Raw genomic sequence first — 16,183 nt, forward strand, 5'->3', positions numbered from 1 at the left:
GGAGGAAAGTCGTGCAGGACGTGTTGCGGCGCTTGAAGGCGCTGGACCCGGAACGCCGCGCGGCCGTGTTCGCGCAGCTCGCCGAGCGCGGCGAGGAGTTCAACGTGCACCCGGTGTCGTCGGGCCAGCGGCGGCTGTGGCTGCTGGACCAGCTGCATCCAGGCAGCCCCGTCTACAACGTGCCCTACGCCTTCCGGCTGCGCGGGCCCGTGGACAGTGCAGCGCTGGCGGCCGCGTTGCTCGCGCTCGGCCGGCGTCACGAGGTGCTGCGGACCGTTCTTCTCGACCTCGACGGGGATCCGCGTCAGGTGATCCTGCCGGAGCCGCAGTTCTCGCTCGTGGTGACGGAGGTGTCGGTTCCTGCTTCAGAGCGGGACGCTTTCGCTTCCGCGCGTGCCGCTGAGGCCGCGCGGGAACCGTTCGATCTGGCTGAGGGCCCGTTGCTGAGGGCCGAACTGGTCGTCTTCTCCGCGACCGACGCGTTGCTGCTGGTCACCATGCACCACATCGTCTGCGACGGCTGGAGCACTCAGCTGTTGTTCGCCGAATGGCGCGCCGCCTACGAGTCGGCGGACCTCGGCCCCGCGCCGACCCAGTACCTGGACTTCAGCCGCTGGCAGACCGAGTGGCTGGCCGGTCCGGACGGCGCGCGGCTGGAGGAGTACTGGACCTCGCAGCTCGCCGGTGTGCCTCCGGTGCTGGAGCTGCCGGCGGATCACCCACGTCCGGCCGTGATGAAGATGCGCGGTGGGGCGGAGTCGTTCGCCTGGCCTGCTTCGCTGAAGGAGCGGCTGGACTCGTTCTGCCTGGCCGAGCGCGTCACGCCGTTCATGGTGCTGCTGACCGCGTGGAACGTGTTGCTGCACCGCTACTCCGGTGCTGACGACCTCGTGGTCGGCACGAACGTGGCCAACCGACGTGCCGAGATCGAGAACGCGGTCGGCTTCTTCGTCAACACGGTCGCGATCCGCACCCGTGTCTCGCCCTCGGTCAGCTTCCGGTCGCTGCTGCACCAGGTGCGTGACACGACGCTGGCCGCCCAGCAGCACCAGGACCTGCCGTTCGAGCGGGTCGTCGAGGCGCTCGCACCGCCGCGCAGCACCGCGCACCAGCCGGTGATCCAGACGATCGTCGGCATGGAGGACTCGCAGCACGAGATCTTCTCGCTGCCCGGTGTGTCCGTGTCCAGGGTGGCGTCCCACTCGGGCACCGCGAAGTGGGACCTGGAGCTGGGCGTCACGTCGACGTCCGGCGGGATCGCCGGGCTGCTGGAGTACGACAGCGCGCTGTACGAACCGGCGACGGTGCGGCGGCTGCTGGGGCACCTGGAGACGTTGCTGTCCGCCGGCCTCGACGATCCGTCCCGCCCGGTCGGCCGTCTGACGATGATCACCGCTGCCGAGCGTGCGCAGCTGGTGGACGAGTGGAACCCGCCGGTGTCGCCGCGGCTGGACGACGTGCTGGTGCACGAACTGATGGAGGCGTCCGCGGACCGCACTCCCGATGCGGTGGCACTGGTGTTCGAGGACCAGTCGCTCACCTACCGCGAGCTGGAGGCGCGGGCGAACCAGCTCGCGCACCAGCTGCGCTCGTCGGGCATCGGGCGTGGTGACCTGGTCGGCATCAGCCTGCCGCGGTCGCTCGACCTCGTGGTGGCGCAGCAGGGTGTGCTCAAGTCCGGTGCCGCCTACGTGCCGCTCGACCCCGAGTACCCGGCGGATCGGTTGGCGTACATGGTCGCCGACTCCGGTCTGCGGGTGGTCGTGACGCTGGCCGCGTTCGCCTCACGCTTCCCCTCCGTCGACACGCTGTCGTTGGACGTCGTGGACCTGTCCGCGTTCGCCACGGACCGTCCACAGCGGACTGTTTCGCCGGACGACCTCGCGTACGTGATCTACACGTCCGGCTCGACCGGCAAGCCGAAGGGCGCCATGCTGCCGCACCGGGGCGTGGTGAACCTCGCGGACGAGCTGGCGCGGATGCTCGGCATCGGGCCCGGCAACCGGATGCTGCAGTTCGCGTCGTTCAGCTTCGACGTGTCGGTCGCCGACATCATGGTCACGCTGAGCTCGGGCGCCACGGTGGTGCTCGCACCGCAGCACGATCTGCAGCCCGGTCCCGACCTGGCGCGCACGATCAACGCGCAGCGCGTCGACATGGCCTGCCTGCCGCCGACGGTCCTGCGGCTGACCGACCCGGCCTCGGTACCCGGTCTGCGCACGTTGATGGCGGGCGGCGAGGCCTGCCCGGACGAGGTGGCGGCGCTGTGGGCGCCCGGCAGGCGGTTCGTCAACATCTACGGGCCGACCGAGGCGAGCATCTGGATCACCTCCGCGGAGTGCGACGGCACCGAGAGCCCGTTGCCGATCGGCCGTCCGATCGCCGGCAACACGGCGTACGTGCTCGACGAGAACCGCGAGCCGTTGCCGATCGGTGTGCCGGGTGAGCTTTACCTCGGCGGCGTGCAGGTGGCGCGCGGTTACCTGAACCGGCCGGAGCTCACGTCGGAGCGGTTCGTGGCCGACCCGTTCACCGGCGGGCGCCTCTACCGGACCGGTGACCTCGCGCGGTTCCTGCCGGACGGGCGGATCGAGTTCCTCCGGCGGATGGACAACCAGATCAAGCTGCGCGGCTACCGGATCGAGCTGGGCGAGATCCAGACGGCGGTGAGCCAGCACCCGTCGGTGCGGGCCGCGGTCGTCATCGCGCGAGAGGACGTGCCGGGGGATGTCCGCCTGGTCGCCTACGCGGTGGCCGCGCCTGGCTGCCGGATCGACGCCGCGGAGCTGCGCACCCACCTGCGACGCGGGCTGCCGGAGTACATGGTGCCCTCGGCGTTCGTCGAGGTGCCGACGATTCCGCGCAACCCCAACGGAAAGCTCGACCACCGGGCGTTGCCGAAGCCGGAGTCGGTGCGTGCCGAACGGGTCGTGGTGCCGGCCGGTACGCGGACCGAGCGCGCGATCTCCGACGTCTGGAGCGAGGTGCTCCGGATGGACCGGATCGGCGCCGACGACAACTTCTTCGACCTCGGCGGCAATTCGGTGCTGCTGGTGAAGGCGCGGAGCAGGTTGGCGGAGGTGTTCGCGCGCGAGGTTCCGACGGTCACGTTGTTCACGTACCCGACCGTGCGGGCGCTCGCGGCCCATTTCGACGGGGGTGGCGAGGTGGAGGCGCGGAGCGTCGCCGGCGGCAGGAAGGCCTTGCTGGCGCGGGGGAGGAAGTCGTGAGCCGCCAGGTTGAGACGCGGGTTGCCGTTGGCAGGCAGAGGCTGCTGACGCGGGGGAGGAAGTCGTGACCGAGTACACCGGATTCGAGATCGCTGTAGTGGGTATGGCGGGGCGTTTCCCCGGTGCGTCCACTGTGGATGAGTTCTGGGACAACGTGCTCGCCGGAGAGACCGGTGTCCGCCGCTTCACCGACGAGGAGCTCGACGCCGCGGGCGTCACCGCCGAGCGGCGTGCCGAGCCTGGTTTCGTGCCGATGGGCGGTGCGCTGGAAGGCATCGAGCTCTTCGACGCGAAGCTGTTCGGCTACAGCCCTCGCGACGCGGCCGTGCTGGACCCGCAGCAGCGCGTCTTCCTGGAGACCGCCTGGCACGCGCTGGAACACGCCGGCCACCTGGGCAGCCAGGACGTCGTCGGTGTCTACGCCTCGGCCAGCATCGACACGTACCTGCTGCGCCACCTGCTGAACAACCCGGCCGTGCCCGGCGGTCTGCAGCCGCTCGACCTGCTGCTGGCCAACGACAAGGACACGCTCGCCAGCCGGGTCGCCTACCACCTCGACCTGACCGGTCCCGCGATCACCGTGCAGACGGCGTGCTCGTCGTCGCTGGTGACGATCCACGTGGCCTGCCAGGCCCTGCTGGGCCGCGACTGCGACATCGCCCTGGCTGGCGGCGTGTCCATCCGTCCGCCCGTGCACGAGGGCTATCAGCACACCGAGGGCGGCATCCTCGCCGCCGACGGCCGCTGCATGCCGTTCGACGCCGACGCGCACGGCGTGGTCGCGGGCAACGGCGTCGCCGCCGTGGTGCTGCGCCGCCTGGAAGACGCCCTCGCCGACGGCGACACCATCCACGCCGTAGTGAAGGGCACCGCCGTCAACAACGACGGCGCGGACAAGGTCGGCTTCACCGCGCCGAGCGTCAACGGCCAGGCACGGGTGATCAGGGCGGCTCACGAGCTGTCCGAAGTGGACTCGTCGACCATCGGCTACGTCGAGGCGCACGGCACCGGCACGGCGCTCGGCGACCCGATCGAGGTGGCGGCGCTGACCAAGGCGTTCGTCAACCCGCCATCGGCCTGTGCTCTGGGTTCGGTCAAGGCGTTGGTCGGGCACCTGGACGCGGCGGCGGGCGTCGCCGGGTTCGTCAAGGCCTCGCTCGCGGTCAGGGACGGGGTGGTGCCGCCGAGCCCGTACTTCACCGCGCCCAACCCCGAGACCGGCCTGGAGAACAGCCCGTTCTTCGTCAACCGCGAGGCACAGGAGTGGCCGGGACCGCGACCCCGGCGGGCAGGGATCAGCGGCTTCGGCATGGGCGGGACCAACGCGCACGCCGTGCTGGAGGAGCCGCCGTCGCCGGAGCCGATGGGGCCGGGCAGATCACGGCAGCTGCTGGTGTTGTCGGCGGGGTCCGAGGAGGCGTTGGGAGAGAGCAGGAAGCGGCTGGCCGAGCACCTCACAGCTGACAACGTGTCACTCGCCGACGTCGCCCACACCCTGCGCACCGGCCGCCGCACCAACCTCCCGCACCGCCTGGCCGTGGTGGCCGCTGACCCTGCCGAGGCCGCCTCCGTGCTGGCCTCCGCTTGGACCGGTTCCGGCGACCGCCGGGACGTGATGTTCCTGTTCCCCGGCCAGGGTTCGCAGTACGCGGGCATGGCCGGGCAACTCGACCGCGAGGAGCCGGTGTTCCGCGCCGCGCTGGACGAGTGCGCCGCGCTGCTGCCGTTCGACCTGCGCGAGGTGCTGGCCGACGCGGAACGCCTCACGCGGACGAGGTACACCCAGCCCGCGCTGTTCGCGGTCGAGTACTCGCTCGCGAAGCTCTGGGAGCACTGGGGTGTGCGGCCTGCCGCGATGCTCGGGCACAGCGTCGGCGAGTACGTGGCCGCCTGCCTGGCAGGGGTCTTCTCGCTGCCGGACGCGGTGAAGCTGATCGCGGCGCGCGGCGAGCTGATGGACCGGTTGCCGGGCGGCGCGATGCTCTCGGTGTCGCTGGGCGCGGACGAACTGGCGCTGCCGGCCGACGTGCACCTCGCCGCCAGCAACGCTCCGGCCCTGAGCACGGTCGCCGGGACGTTCGACGCGGTGGAACGGTTCGAGGCGCAGCTGAGCGTCACCAGCCGGCGGCTGCACACGTCGCACGCGTTCCACTCGGCGATGATCGACCCGATGCTGGCCGAGTTCGCCGCGAAGGTGAGCGAGGTCGAGCTGCGGGAGCCGCGGATTCCCTTCGTCTCCAACGTGACCGGCACCTGGATCACCAGTGGCGAGGCGACCGATCCCGGTTACTGGGTGCGGCACGCCCGCGAAGCGGTCCGGTTCAGCGAAGGTCTGCGCACGTTGCTCGCCGAGGGGCCGGTCAACCTGCTGGAGGTCGGGCCCGGCAACGTGCTCACGACGCTGGCGAGGCAGCACGACCTCGCAGGTGGTGGCCACGCGGCGTTCGGGTCGCTGCGGCACCCGCGGGAGGACAAGCACGACCTGGAGACCACCCTGTCCACGCTCGGCAGGCTGTGGATCGCCGGGGTGCCGGTGGACCTCGCGGCTGTGACGGCGGACGAGCGGAGGCGGCGGGTTCCGCTACCGGGGTATCCGTTCGCGCGGGAGCGGCACTGGGTGGACCTCCCCGGCACAGCAGCGCCACAAGTCGTGGTGAACGAGGAACGCGTCAGCGCGGCGGAACCCGCGGTCACCGGCGATCTGGCCGTGATCACCGGCATCTGGCAGGAGCTGCTCGGCATCCCCCGGATCAGCCCGCACGACGACTACTTCGAACTCGGCGGCCACTCGCTGCTCGCGACCCAGATCCTCGCGCGCATCACGGCCGAGCTCGGCGTGAGCCTCCCCGCGGGCGCGATCTTCGAGGCGCCGACTCCTGCCCGCCTGGTCGCGCTGGTGGAGCAGCAGCGCGGCGAGCACCAGGAAGACGACGACGAGTTCGCCCGGCTGCTCGCCGAGATCCGCGACATGTCACCGGAAGAGCTGCGGGCCGAACTGGACCGCGAGCGGGACGCCCAGGAGATCTCCCAGTCATGACCGACCACCTGACCAGCTCACTCACCGAGGAACAGCGGCTGCTGCTCGAACTGCGGCTCCGCAACGCCGACCGCTCGCAGCCCGTGTCCTTCACCCAGGAACAGCTGTGGTTCCTCGACCGCCTCGACCCCGGCAACCCCGCCTACGCCATCCCGTTCGGGCTGCGGCTGACCGGGCCGCTCGACCGCACGGCACTCGAACTGGCCGTCGGCCGGGTCGTTGACCGGCACTCCGCGCTGCGCACCACGTTCTTCGAACGCGACGGCGGGCTGCGGCAACGAGTGCGCGACAACGTGTCCATCGCCATCGAGGTCACCGACCTGACCGCGAACCCGGAGCGCGCGCAGGAAGTCGCCCTCGAGCACGCCCGGCACGTGTTCGACCTGAGCACGGGACCGCTGGTGGCGTTCCGGCTCGTCGTGCTCGGCGACGAAGAGCACCTGCTGCTGGTGACCGCCCACCACATCGTGTTCGACGCGGCGTCGGCCGAGGTGTTCGGCAAGGATCTCGCGGCGTACTACGGCGGCGAGACGCTGCCCGAGCTGACCACGTCGTTCGGCCGGCACGCGGCAGCCGAACGGCGCAGGCTCACCGCGGGCGTCATGGACGAGCACCTCGAGTACTGGCGGGCCAGGCTCGCCGGCAGCCCCGCCCGCTCCACCGTGCCGTCCGACCTGCCACGACCGGCGATCCAGACGCACACCGGCGGACGACACCACTTCGTCGTCCCCGCGGACCTCACCGGGAAGCTGGCCGCGCGGGCCCGCGAGCAGGGTGTGTCGCTGAACGCGGTGGTGCTGAGCGGGTTCGCCGCACTGCTCGGCCAGACGGCGGGCCAGGACCGGGTGCTGCTCGGCATGCCGGTCGGCGGCCGCGGCAGGACCGAGCTGGAGCCGATGATCGGCTCGCTGGCGAACATGCTGGTGCTGCGGGTTGATCTGGACGGCACCACGAGCGACGTGATCCGGGGTACGCACAAGGCGATCAGCGAGGCGTACACCCACCAGGACGCGCCGTACGCACGTGTCGTCGAGGCGGTCGACCCGCCGCGCGACCCCAGCCAGAACCCGTTGTTCCAGGCCATGCTCAGCCTCACCGAGGCGCCCGCGACCCGCACGGTGGACGGCGTCGAGTTCAGCCCGTTCGAGATCGACAACGGCCTCACCGACTTCGACCTGTTCGTCATCCTGTCCAGAGCGGACGGTGAGCTGCGCGGGGTTCTCGGCTACAACGCCGATCTGTACCTCGCCGACACCGTCGCCGAGCTCGGCGAGCAGTTCCTCGCGATCCTGACCGGCATCGTGGAGGACCGGCCCCTGCGGCCCAGGAACCGGATCTCCGTCGCGGCCACCTTCACCGCGGATCCCATCGGGGAGCCGCTGGACGTCCTGAACGGTGTGCTGCGCCTGCCGATCGACGTGGAACTGGCGCCCTACCAGCAGATCGTGCAGCACCTGCTGCACGGCGACAACGGCAGGCTCGCCGACGTCGTGCTGCTGCGCTGGGAAGACTGGTTGCGGCACGGTGACGCCCTGGACGCGGCCTGGCAGGACCTGGAAATGGCGATCACCGCCTACCGGCAGAAGTCGGCCGCGCCGCTGTACCTCGTCGTGTGCCCGTCCGAGCAGACGTTCGGCCACCTCGACGACAAGCTGGCCGTGCTCGCGGACCGGACCGAAGGTGTGCACGCCTTCTGGTTCGCCGACTGGGCCGAAGCCCTGCCGGTCAGCGTCACGTTCGATCCCCAGGCCGACAAGCTCGGCCACGTCCCGTACACCCCGGAGATGTTCGCCGCGCTGGCGATCCTCCTCACGAAGAAGCTCAACCCAGACGCTCATCGCCTGCACCTGCTGGACTCCGCGCTCGGCGTCCCGGCGAAACTGGCCGAACGCGCCGCACCCGCTGTGCACGGCGTCGCGATCGACACCCCGCCGGTCGCCCCGCGCAACGACACCGAACGACGGCTCGCCAAGGTGTGGCGGGAGGTGCTCAAGCTCGACGAGGTCGGCGTCACGCACGACTTCTTCGCGCTGGGCGGCCACTCCCTGCTCGCGACGCAGCTGCTGTCAAAGGTGCACGCCGAGTTCGGTGTCGACGTGTCGCTGCACGCGCTGTTCACCCACCCGACGATCGAGGCGCTGGCGGCACTCGTCGAGGAGCCGCAGGAGACCGGGCAGCCGCTGCTGCCGGTCTCCCGCTCCGGTGACCTCGGCCTGTCCGCCATCCAGCAGCGCATGTGGGCCGCCACCCAGCTCGACACGACCACGACCCGCATGAACACCACGTTCGCGGTCCGGTTGCGCGGCGAGCTGGACGTCGAGGCGTTGAAGCGAGCGCTCGCGGACGTGGTCAGCAGGCACGAGATCCTGCGCACGACCTTCACCGAGCGCGACGGCAAGCCGGCCATGGTCGTCCGCGACGGCATGGACTGCTGGCTCCCCGAGGCCAACGGCTCGCCGGACGAGTTCCTGCTGGAGCACACGAACCACGTGTACGACCTGGAAAACGGCCCGCTGCTGCGCGCCAGGCTCGTGCGCACGGGCGAGAACGAGCACCACCTGCTGCTCGGCATGCACCACATCATCTGCGACAACACGTCGTGGGGCGTGCTGCTCGCGGAGCTGTCCGCCGGGTACGCCGGCCGCGACCTGCCGGAACTCGAGGTCCAGTACGCGGACTACGCGGCCTGGCAACAGGAACTGCTCACCGAGGAAGCCCTCGAACCGCACCTGACGTACTGGCGCAACCGCCTCGCCGACGCGCCCGCGCAGCTGGAGACTCCCGCGGAACGCCCGGAACGCAACGAGACAGCCCGCGCTTCGTCCGTGGTGCCTCAGAGCGTCTCAGCGGCGTTGAAGGAGCTGGCCCGCGCCGAGGGCAGCACCCCGTTCGCCACGCTGCTCGCGGCCTACGCGGTGGTGCTGTACCGGCGCAGCGGGCAGCCGGACGTCGTGCTGAGCGTGCCCCAGCAGGGCAGGCCGCGGCCAGAGGTCGAGCACCTCATCGGCTGCTTCACCGACCTGCTGCCGATCCGCGCCGACCTCGGCGGCCGGCTGACGTTCCGGCAGATCCTGCAGCGCGTCCACCGCGCGATGGTCGACGGCTACCAGCACGCCGACGTGCCGTTCTCCAGCGTGGCGCACGTGCTGCCACGTCAGAAGGGGCGCCACCCCGTCTACCAGTGCGCGTTCAACTACGCGGACCTGCCCGACGAGGCGATGACCTGGCCGGGCCTGGAGCTGGAGCCGCTGGAGGTGCCGGTCACCAGCCTCGACTTCGACCTGTTCCTCACGCTGACCACGGAACACGGCGAGTTGGCCGCGACCCTGGAGTACAGCGCCGACCTGCTCACCACCGACCGCGCGGACGAACTGCTCACGGAGTACGTCACGCAGCTGCGAGACCTCGTCGCCGAGCCGGACGAGCCGATCGTCGTCGACCGGTCCACTGTGGAGGGAAAGCCGCTCAGCATCGTGTCGTCGCGGCCGGTCGACGGTGCGCTGGCGGTGTTGTCGTCGTGGGCGGACAAGCTGGACCAGCCGCTCACCGTGCGCACGACGCCGGCCGGTCAGGTCCTGCGTCCGTTGCTGGACCCGGAAGCCGGGCTCGACGGGGTGGAAGGGGAGACGACCGCACTGGTGCTCCGGTGGGAGGACCTGTTCGAAGGTGGCGTCGGACCGTTCGAGAACGCCTTCGCCCGGCTGTGCGCCGCGGTCGGACGGTGGACGGAACGGACCGGTGGCTCGCTGGCGGTGCTGGCCACGTCCGAGCGCGAGGAGAAGCCGTGGCCCGGCGTGTTCGGTCACGCGGCCGATCGTCTGGCCCGGCGTTTCCCTGCCGTGCGCGTCATCGACCTGCTGACCGCCGAGGGCGACCCGGACGTCGTGCTGGGCACCGCACTCGCCCGGCTGGTGCACGCGGGAGAACTGCCGGCGGAGGAGCAGCGCACGACGGAGGCTCCGCGCACCGACGAGGAACGCGCGCTCGCGGCCGTCTGGCAGGAAGTCCTCAAGCTGCCAGAGGTCGGTGTGCACGACGACTTCTTCGAGCTCGGTGGCGACTCCATGACCGCCATTCAGGTCGTGTGGCTGGCGAACCAGGCGGGCATCAAGTTCACACCCGCCCAGCTCACGGCCAAGCGGACCATCGCGGAACTGCTGCGCGTGCCCATGACCGAGGAGCAGCAAGCGCTTGCGGCCGTCTGGCGCGAGGTGCTGAAGCTGCCAGAGGTCGGTGTGCACGACGACTTCTTCGAGCTCGGTGGCGACTCCATGACCGCGATCCAGGTCGTGTGGCTGGCGAACCAGGCGGGCATCAAGTTCACACCCGCCCAGCTGACCGCGAAGCGAACCATCGCCGAGCTGTGTGCCGGAAACGCACCGCAGCAGATGGCCGACCAGGGACCCGTGGAGGGTGACTTCCCGGCCACCGGCGCCCAGCGCTGGTTCTTCGAGGCGCTGGCCACGTCGATGAAGACCCCGAGCCACTTCAACCACCCGTACTACCTGCGGCTGCGCCGCCAGGCCACCCCGCAACAGCTCGAACAGGCCGTCAACGCGCTGGTCGCGCACCACGACGGGATGCGCCTGCGGTTCCGCCGCGAGGGAATCGACTGGCACGCCTCGCACGGCCCGGTCGAGGGCGCGATGCCGTTCGTGTCGTTCGACGTGTCGGACGTTCCGGCGGATCGGCGCGAGCAGGCGATCGAGGACCTGCTCAACGAGGTCCACCCGACGCTCGACCTCGCGCGGGGCCCGCTGGCCAAGGTCGTCCACTTCGGACTCGGCGACGATGAACCCGACCGCGTGATGGTCATCTGCCACCACCTGGTGACCGACGGCGTCTCGCGCAGCCTGATCCTGGAGGACTTCCAGAACGCGCTGCGTCAGGTGCTCGAAGGGCAGAAGGCCGACCTCGGGCCGAAGACCACGTCGTTCAAGGACTGGGCGCTCCGGCTCGAAGAGTACGCCCGCGGCCCTGAGCCGTTGCGGGAGCTGGGGTACTGGGAGAGGCAGGCGGCCGGCACCGAGGAGCTCACGCCAGATCTGCCGGGCCGGAACACGTTCGGCGTCATGCAGGACATCCACACGACGATCGACGCCGAGACCACCGCGCGCCTGCGCGACCTGGCCAAGGCGCACCAGGTCGGCATCAGCGATCTGCTGATCTGGGCGTCCGTGCGGATGGCCGCCGACCGCTCCGGCAGTCCCGAGTGGACGATCGCGACCACCGGGCACGGCAGGGAGGCGCTGTTCGACGACCTCGACCTGTCCCGCACGGTCGGCTGGTTCCAGGTCATGTACCCGATCCGGTTGACGCTCCCGGACGACAGCGACGTCAACGCGATCAAGTCGCTGGCCGGCCAGCTCAAGCAGGTGCCGGTCAACGGCATCGGCTACGGCCTGCTCCGGTACAGCAACCCGGATCCCGCGATCAGGCGGCGGCTGGAGACCCCGAACCCGCAGCTGACCGTCAACTACGCCGGCTCGTTCGGCTTCACCGACCTCTCCAGCGCCGACGAGCTGTTCGAGCTCTGCGACCGGGAGCTGGGTGTCCTGCAGGACAAGGGGACGGTGTGGCCGGGCCGGATCGACGTCGTCGGATCGCTGGTGAACGGCCAGATCCGCATCGAGATGAACTACGGCACCGAGATGTACCTGCCGGAAACCGCGCGCCGAATGCTCGGTGACATCGAAGAGCTGCTCCGGCAGCTCGTCTCACAGAAGAGGACGAAGTAATGCCCAAGCCTTCGGGATTCGGCGCGTTCACGATCATGTGGGTGGGGCAGCTGCTGTCCGCACTCGGCACCCGCATGACGAACTTCGCGCTCAGCATCTGGGTGTGGCAGCACACCGGTTCGGCCACCGCGATGGCGCTGATGATGTTCTGCGGCTTCGGCTCGACGGTGTTGTTCAGCCCGATCGCCGGCAGCCTGATCGACCGGCTGAGCCGCAAGACGTCGATCATCATCAGCGAGATCGGGTCGATCTTCGTCACGTTCATCCTGCTGGCGTTGTTCCTCACGGACTCGACGCAGCTGTGGCACCTCTACCTCGTCAACGTGCTGACCGGCGCGCTGCTCGCGATCCAGGGGCCGGCATTCGGGGCGACCATCGCGCTGATGATGGAGAAGGGGAAGTTCCTGCGGGCCAACGCGATGATGTGGTCGGTCAAGAGCTTCCCGGTGATCTTCGCGCCCGCGTTCGCCGCGACCCTGCTGGGGCTGACCGGCATCAAGCTGATCCTGCTGGTCGACGGGCTCACCTACGTGGTCGCGATCGTCTCGGTGCTCGTGGTGCACATCCCGCCGGTGCCGGGGCAGAACCGCGAGAAGAGCACCTTCTGGCAGGACTGCGTGTTCGGGTTCCGCTACATCGTCGAACGCCCGCCGCTGCTGGCCGTGCAGATCGTGCTGTTCTCCATCAGCCTCCTGGCCGCGCTGGCGTGGGCGCTGATCGTCCCGCTGGTGCTGGCCCGCACGATGGGCGACGAGGGCACGCTGGGCCTGGTGCAGAGCATCGGCGCTGTCGGCGGTGTGCTGGGCGGTGTCCTGCTGGGTGTCATGAAGCCGCCGCGGCGCAAGATGCTCGTGGTGCTCGGCGCGATCCTGGTGTTCAGCATCATCGGCCGGATCGTCTACGGCGTCGGTGACGGCCTGATCGCGTGGGCCGCGGCGATGTTCTTCGTCGAGCTGACGATCCCGTTCATCGACGGCCTCGCCCAGACGATCTGGCAGGAGAAGGTCGATCCCGCCGTGCAGGGCCGTGTGTTCTCCGCCCGCAACTTCTTCGAGAACCTCTCGGTGCCGATCGGTTTCGCGGCCGCGGGTCCGCTGGTGGACAAGGTGCTGGAGCCGGCGATGCGCGGGGACACCGCGCTGGCGCACACGTTCGGCTGGATGGTCGGCACCGGACCGGGCGCCGGCATCGGCCTGCTGTTCGTGATCGTCGGTGTGCTCGGTGCCGGTGTCGGCGTGGCGGGTTTCCTCAGCCGCAACGTCCGTGAGGTCGAGACCCTCGTGCCCGACCACGAGCCCGAGCCCGAGAACAAGCCCGTTGAACGCGTCGCCCAGCCCGCGCTGGCCGACTGAGAAGGGGGAGAGATGAACACCGCGCTCTACCGGGTCGTGGTCAACGACGAGGAGCAGTACGCGCTCTGGCCCGCCCACAAGGACAACGCGCCCGGCTGGCGCGACGCCGGGGTCAGCGGGGCCAAGGAGGAGTGCCTGGAGCACATCGGCCGCGTGTGGACGGACATGCGCCCGCTCAGCCTGCGGGGGCGGTCATGACGTTCGCGGACGTGGTCGCCAGCGCGCTGGACGTCGACCCGGCGCACGTCACCGACGAAGCCGGGAGGGACTCGCTGGCGAGCTGGACCAGCATGCGGCACATCCAGCTGATCGTGACGCTGGAGGAGGCCTACGGGCTGTCCTTCGACTACGAGGAGATCGCCGACGCGCGGACCGTCCGGGACGTCCGCGACGTGTTGCGCGCCAAGGGGGTCGAGGTCTGATGAGCGACGACCTCGCGGCGGTGCGCACCCGCTGGCAGGAGATCGCCAGAACCGGCGAGCGCCCGGTGATCTCGATCGGCCTCCTGGCGAGCTACACGATCGACCCGGTGCTGCCCTATCTCGGAGTGGCACTGCACGACGCCGGCCTGCCCGCGTCGTGCCACACCGGGCCGTACAACCAGATCGTGCAGCAGTGCCTGGACGACAGCTCACCGAAGACGGACGTTCTCGTTGTGGCGCCGCGGTTCGAGGAGCTGGGCGACGACCTGATGACCGCGGTCGACGCCGCTCTCTCGGCGGCGCGGCGGCGCGGATCGTTCCTGGTGATCGTGTTGCCTGCGGTGCCTGAGGAGCGCGCGTACGGGCACCTTGACGACGGTAGGGCCGCGGGTACGGCTGCCACGGCTCATGCGGTGCGCGAAGAGGTTCGTGCGCTGCTGGCGGACCGGCCGGACGCGTGGGTGGTGGACGCCGAGCAGGCTGTTCGCGCGGTCGGCACCTCCAAGGCGCACCACGCCGCCATGTTCAAGTTCGCGAAGATCCCCTACACCGAGGCGGTGTTCCACGAGCTGGCCGCACAGCTGGCCGGTGTGTTGCGCGCGGTGTACGGCGCGACCCCGCGAGTGGTGGTGCTCGACGGCGACTCGTTGCAGGGGATGAAGAACCCGGGCGAGTTCGACGGGCAGCTCAAGCAGATCCACGCGTCGGGCGCACGGCTGGCGTTGCGCGCCGGTCCGGAGAACGTGGACGCGTTGTGGGAGAAGCTCTCCGCGGAGCTGCCGGTGTTCACGACCGAGCTCGTGGACGCGTCGGTGACGGACTGCCGTCCGGTGCAGGAGCAGCTGGCGGCGCTCGCCGGGGATATGGGCGTACCCACCGAGTCCGCGGTGCTGCTCTCGTGGCCGGTCGACCTTCGTCGTTCAGGCCTGCTCGACCGGCTCCCGGCGTTCGAGACGGCTCCGCGCCGGGATCGGCAGCAGGTGGAGCGCACCGTGTCGCTGGCCGACTTCGTGGCAGGGCTGAACGTCGAGGTCGACCTCCAGCCCGTCGGGCCGGACTCGGCGGCCAAGGTCGTCGAGGTCGTGTCCAGGGCCAAGGACTTCACGCTCGGCACCGAGCAGCTCGACCTGACCGAACCGGGCCGCGAGGTGTTCGCGGTGCGCGTGCGCGACCGGTTCGGCGACTACGGCATCAGCGGCGCCGTCGCCATCAGCGGGGAGGGCGTGGTGGACGTGTTCTCGTTGTCCTGCGTCGTGCTCGGCAAGGGCGTTCAGGACCTCGTCCTGCGGCAGCTGCCCGGCGCAGCCGTCTTCCGCTACCGCAAGACACCGCACAACCAGATCACCGCCGCGTTCCTGAAGGACGCCGGGGTAGTTGTTGAGGAGATCTCGTGACTGTCCACTTCGGAGTCGTGGCGCTCGGCCACGTGCTCGGCGAGCCGGTCGACGTGGCCTCGGCCGCCGCTGACTACACCAGCGACGTCGACCGCGTGCTCGGCTGGGGCTACCGGACGTTCCACCGCGCTGCGGACGGTGTCGGGCTCACCGACCTGGCCGCAGAGGCGGGCGCGAAAGCACTGGCGAACGCCGGCGTGCGGCCGGACGAGGTCGATCTCGTCGTGCTGGCGCTGTCCGACCTGTCCGAGCACCTGTACTGGGACGCGGCCGGCGCCACCCAGGCGAAGATCGGCGCGCACGGATCCGAGGCCGTCCTGCTGACCCAGGCGTGCGGCGGGGGAGTGGCGGCGTTCGACATCGTCGCAGGCAAGTTCGCCACGCACCCCGACTACCGGACGGCGCTGATCATCGGCGCCAACCGCGTCTGCGAGACGTACTGGAACCGGATGGAGATCAACACCAGCATCTTCTCCGACGGGGCCGCCGCGGCAGTGGTCCAGCGCGACCACCCGCACCGGCGGTGGATCAACACCGAGATCATCAGCGACGGCCGGTACGCCGACTTCATGATGATGGACGTCGGTGCCGCGGCACGTCCGTTCGCCGATGGGGAACCGGTGGGCGTGAAGAGCCCGCAGAAGCGGCTGGAGGAGTTCTTCGCGGGCGACATCCGCAAGATGTTCGAGTTCGTATCGACGATCCGCACCAACAACCACGAGGTCGTGCGCCGGGCCTGCAAACGCGCCGGCATCACGCCTTCCGACGTCCGCAGGCTGCTGCACCTGCACGACAGCGCGCCGGCTCTCACGTTGCTGGCGAAGGACCTCGACATGGGTCTGGAGTGGACGAACGCCTCCGTCGCCGCCGCACACGGGCACGTCGGCTGCGCGGACCAGCTGATGTCGCTGGAGCTTGTTTCGGACGAACTCGCCAAGGGCGATGTCGTGGCACTGACCAGCACGGCCAGCGGCATGCACTGGCTCTGCACGCTGCTGGAAATCTGAGGG

8 protein-coding genes are annotated in these 16,183 nt (G+C 70.1%); all 8 read left to right on the forward strand.

All coding sequences use genetic code 11. The features are described 5' to 3' along the window. Positions 1–11: 11 nt before the first annotated feature. Positions 12–3,230 carry a non-ribosomal peptide synthetase gene (locus tag ABFX45_RS18520; RefSeq protein WP_346131368.1) on the forward strand — a complete coding sequence of 1,073 codons (3,219 nt, stop codon included), beginning with the start codon at positions 12–14 and terminating at the stop codon, positions 3,228–3,230. Positions 3,231–3,294: 64 nt separating this feature from the next. Continuing rightward, positions 3,295–6,267, forward strand: a complete 2,973-nt coding sequence (locus ABFX45_RS18525; RefSeq protein ID WP_233439806.1) for a type I polyketide synthase — start codon at positions 3,295–3,297, stop codon at positions 6,265–6,267. Continuing rightward, entirely contained in the window at positions 6,264–12,005 is a 5,742-nt protein-coding gene (locus ABFX45_RS18530) for a condensation domain-containing protein (RefSeq protein WP_346131370.1), read from the forward strand. The genes ABFX45_RS18525 and ABFX45_RS18530 overlap by 4 nt, the downstream gene beginning before the upstream one ends. Beyond that, positions 12,005–13,357, forward strand: coding sequence for an MFS transporter (locus ABFX45_RS18535; protein WP_109638480.1), 1,353 nt, complete (start codon positions 12,005–12,007; stop codon positions 13,355–13,357). Before ABFX45_RS18530 ends, ABFX45_RS18535 begins: the two co-directional genes overlap by 1 nt. A 12-nt stretch (positions 13,358–13,369) precedes the next feature. Beyond that, positions 13,370–13,555 carry an MbtH family protein gene (locus ABFX45_RS18540; RefSeq protein ID WP_112228090.1) on the forward strand — a complete coding sequence of 62 codons (186 nt, stop codon included), beginning with the start codon at positions 13,370–13,372 and terminating at the stop codon, positions 13,553–13,555. Further along, on the forward strand, positions 13,552–13,779 hold the full coding sequence (locus ABFX45_RS18545; protein WP_109638482.1) for an acyl carrier protein: 228 nt from the start codon (positions 13,552–13,554) through the stop codon (positions 13,777–13,779). Before ABFX45_RS18540 ends, ABFX45_RS18545 begins: the two co-directional genes overlap by 4 nt. Continuing rightward, positions 13,779–15,173, forward strand: coding sequence for a hypothetical protein (locus ABFX45_RS18550; RefSeq protein WP_109638483.1), 1,395 nt, complete (start codon positions 13,779–13,781; stop codon positions 15,171–15,173). Before ABFX45_RS18545 ends, ABFX45_RS18550 begins: the two co-directional genes overlap by 1 nt. Then, positions 15,170–16,180 (forward strand): 3-oxoacyl-ACP synthase III family protein, encoded by a 1,011-nt coding sequence (locus ABFX45_RS18555; RefSeq protein WP_109638484.1) that lies wholly within the window; start codon positions 15,170–15,172, stop codon positions 16,178–16,180. Before ABFX45_RS18550 ends, ABFX45_RS18555 begins: the two co-directional genes overlap by 4 nt. Positions 16,181–16,183 lie beyond the last annotated feature (3 nt).

It is taken from the genome of Lentzea roselyniae, from assembly GCF_039537795.1.
Lineage (GTDB): Bacteria > Actinomycetota > Actinomycetes > Mycobacteriales > Pseudonocardiaceae > Lentzea > Lentzea atacamensis.

What these genes read in the sequence shown, in the direction of transcription:
- ABFX45_RS18535 (WP_109638480.1), top strand. Translation starts at nt 12,005, where the DNA reads ATGCCCAAGCCTTCGGGATTCGGCGCGTTCACGATCATGTGGGTGGGG.
- ABFX45_RS18550 (WP_109638483.1), top strand. Translation starts at nt 13,779, where the DNA reads ATGAGCGACGACCTCGCGGCGGTGCGCACCCGCTGGCAGGAGATCGCC.
- ABFX45_RS18530 (WP_346131370.1), top strand. Translation starts at nt 6,264, where the DNA reads ATGACCGACCACCTGACCAGCTCACTCACCGAGGAACAGCGGCTGCTG.
- ABFX45_RS18545 (WP_109638482.1), top strand. Translation starts at nt 13,552, where the DNA reads ATGACGTTCGCGGACGTGGTCGCCAGCGCGCTGGACGTCGACCCGGCG.
- ABFX45_RS18540 (WP_112228090.1), top strand. Translation starts at nt 13,370, where the DNA reads ATGAACACCGCGCTCTACCGGGTCGTGGTCAACGACGAGGAGCAGTAC.